Below are 2,466 nucleotides of genomic sequence, written 5' to 3' on the forward strand. Positions count from 1 at the left end.
CTGAGAGACCCCTCACCCGACCTCCTTCGGAGGCCACCCTCTCCCGCAAGGGGAGAGGGATCGGGAAAACGATCAGCCCTCGGCTTCGTCGGGCATGCCCATCATGTGGAAGCCGGCGTCGACGTGGACGACTTCGCCCGTGGTCGAACGGCCCAGGTCCGAGACCAGCCACAGGGCGGCGCCGGCGACGCCTTCCATCGAGGTGTCTTCCTTCATGGCGCTGAAGGCGCGGCCCTGGGCAATCATGCCGCGGCCGCCGGCGATGCCGGCCAGAGCCAGGGTGCGCATGGCGCCGGCCGAGATGGCGTTGCAGCGGATGCCCTTGGGGCCAAGGTCACGGGCGATGTAGCGGGTCGCCGCTTCCAGGGCGGCCTTGGCCACGCCCATGGTGTTGTAGTTCGGGATGGTCCGCTCCGACCCCAGATAGGTCATGGTGATCAGCGAGCCGCCGTTCGGCATGATCTTGGCGGCGCGCTTGGCCACGTCGACGAAGCTGAAGGCCGAGATGTTCATCGCCGTGAGGAAGCCCTCGCGGGTGGTGTTGTCGACGAACGAGCCCTTCAGCTCGTCCTTGTTGGCGAAGGCCACCGAGTGCACCACGAAGTCGATCGTGCCGAACTTCTCCTCGATGGCGGCGAAGGCCGCGTCCATCGAGGCGTCGTCGGTGACGTCGGCCGGGATCAGGGTGTTGACGCCGATGCTCTCGGCCAGCGGGCGCACGCGGCGCTCCAGTGCTTCACCCTGGTAGGTGAAGGCCATCTCGGCGCCCTGGGCGGCCAGTTGGCTGGCGATGCCCCAGGCGATCGAGTTGTGATTGGCCACGCCCATGACGAGGCCTTTCTTGCCCGCCATCAGCTCGCCCTTGGGGAATGCGTAGTCGTCGGCCATCGGTCGGCTCCTTGATCTTTGGCCGCTGGTTAGCAGTCCCGTCGCGACGACGGAACCCCGGCGGCCTAGAAACGCGGCGTGTGGCGGGTCAGCCGGTAGACGATCGCGGCCGCCAGCTGCTTGGCCGGAACCGCTACCCGGCGGCCCGCGCGACGTGGCCAGCGCCATCCGCCGGTGGCGATGTCGGCGGGCAGGCGGCGCGCCTGACGGTCCTTCGTCGACAGCATCGGCGTGTAGTAGACGCAGTCCTCGAAATAGTAGTGCAGCACCAGCGAGCGCCGCGTGGAGCCCGGGTCGAGCATCTTCGAGCCGCCATGGGCGAGGTTGGCCGCCCACACCGCGATCTGGCCCTTCCTGAGCATGGCCAGGTTCGGCTTCAGGCCGGCCTCGTCGAGCTGTCGCAGGATCGCCGGGCCGTAGAGGTCGTTGTAGTTGGCCGCCGTCGTCCCGCCGTCCTCGGCGCCGGCTTCGGCCATGGTCAGCACCGGCAGGCGGTGGCTGCCCGGATAGTAGACGAGGGGGCCGGCCTCGGGCCGCACATCCTCGAGCGCCAGCCAGACGCCGCACATGAAGCCGCCGGGCTCGGCGTGGAAATGCAGGGTGTCGGCGTGGATGTCCTGCTGGCTGCCGCGATGGAAATTCAGGCTCTGGAACGGGAAGGGCTCGCGGCCATAGGCCAGGGCCAGGCGCGCCAGGATTTCCGGATGGGTCGCGACCCGGCGGATGGCCTCCGACCGCCGCCAGGCGTCGTGCACCCGCGTGGCGCCGCTCTCGAAATGGTGAGCGGTCTCGGTGTCGATGCGGTCGCAGAGGTCCAGCAGGTCGTCGCCAAGATCGATGATCGCCAGGCCGTCGCGGGCCAGGTCTCGGGCGAAGGCCTTGTGCGCCTCCGGCGCATCGGCCAGGGCCAGACGATCCTCGAGATCCCCGGCGTCGATCCAAGGCGCGGAAACCGCCTGCGCCGCCGCGCCCGCAACACGAGATGACATTTCGTAACGCCCCGAACCGTGGCGATACTCAATCGACGATCGACCAGATCCGGTCAAGCATCGCGGCGCGGGAAGCGCGGAAGTCGAGATGGTGGTCGCGGCTGGCGACCGGACCGAGCAGGGCGGGATCGACCAGCCCGTCCGACCCCAGGAACGGCGCCAGATCATCGACGAACGTCAGGCCCTCGGCTTCCACGGCCTCGCGCAGGCGCTCGCCTACGCGGCGATGCAGCGCGGTGCGTCGCGCAAGGTCGGGGATTTCCAAGCCAACCAGCGCCGCCGCCAGATCCTGGCCGGCCGGGCCGTGCTGGTCGACGATGTGGCCGTTGACGTAGCCGGCGCGCCAAGCGGCGTCCGACAGGGTAGGCGGGAACAGCGACATCACCCGCACGCGGGACCGCTGGCTTGCTGGAACGGCATCGAGCAGGAAGGCGACGTAGCGGGCGATCGTCTCGTCCGCGAAGGCGTCGAACTCGGCTTCGTCGAAGGCCAGGGCGCCGGCCGCCAGCCGCTTGAAGGGATGCACGAACTCGATGTCGACCTGGCCGAACTTGGCGAGGATCGGCAGGCCGTCGATCGCCAGCAGGCG

Annotated in this window: 2 protein-coding genes and 1 pseudogene; all 3 read right to left on the reverse strand. The window is 69.1% G+C overall.

Features of this window, described 5'->3' with window-relative positions:
• Positions 1 to 72: 72 nt before the first annotated feature.
• Positions 73 to 888, reverse strand: coding sequence for an enoyl-ACP reductase (locus tag DMC18_RS03420; RefSeq protein ID WP_058348535.1), 816 nt, complete (start codon positions 886 to 888; stop codon positions 73 to 75).
• A gap of 65 nt (positions 889 to 953) precedes the next feature.
• Positions 954 to 1,877, reverse strand: a complete 924-nt coding sequence (locus DMC18_RS03425) for a phytanoyl-CoA dioxygenase family protein (protein WP_110121198.1) — start codon at positions 1,875 to 1,877, stop codon at positions 954 to 956.
• Positions 1,878 to 1,905: 28 nt separating this feature from the next.
• A pseudogene (locus tag DMC18_RS25860) lies at positions 1,906 to 2,466 on the reverse strand (hypothetical protein); the annotation flags it as partial.

Origin of the sequence: Caulobacter sp. D5, from assembly GCF_003185805.1 — a bacterium.
Taxonomy (GTDB): Bacteria; Pseudomonadota; Alphaproteobacteria; order Caulobacterales; family Caulobacteraceae; genus Caulobacter.

Coding starts and splice junctions, on each gene's coding strand:
- DMC18_RS03420 (WP_058348535.1), bottom strand. CDS start 888: ATGGCCGACGACTACGCATTCCCCAAGGGCGAGCTGATGGCGGGCAAG.
- DMC18_RS03425 (WP_110121198.1), bottom strand. CDS start 1,877: ATGTCATCTCGTGTTGCGGGCGCGGCGGCGCAGGCGGTTTCCGCGCCT.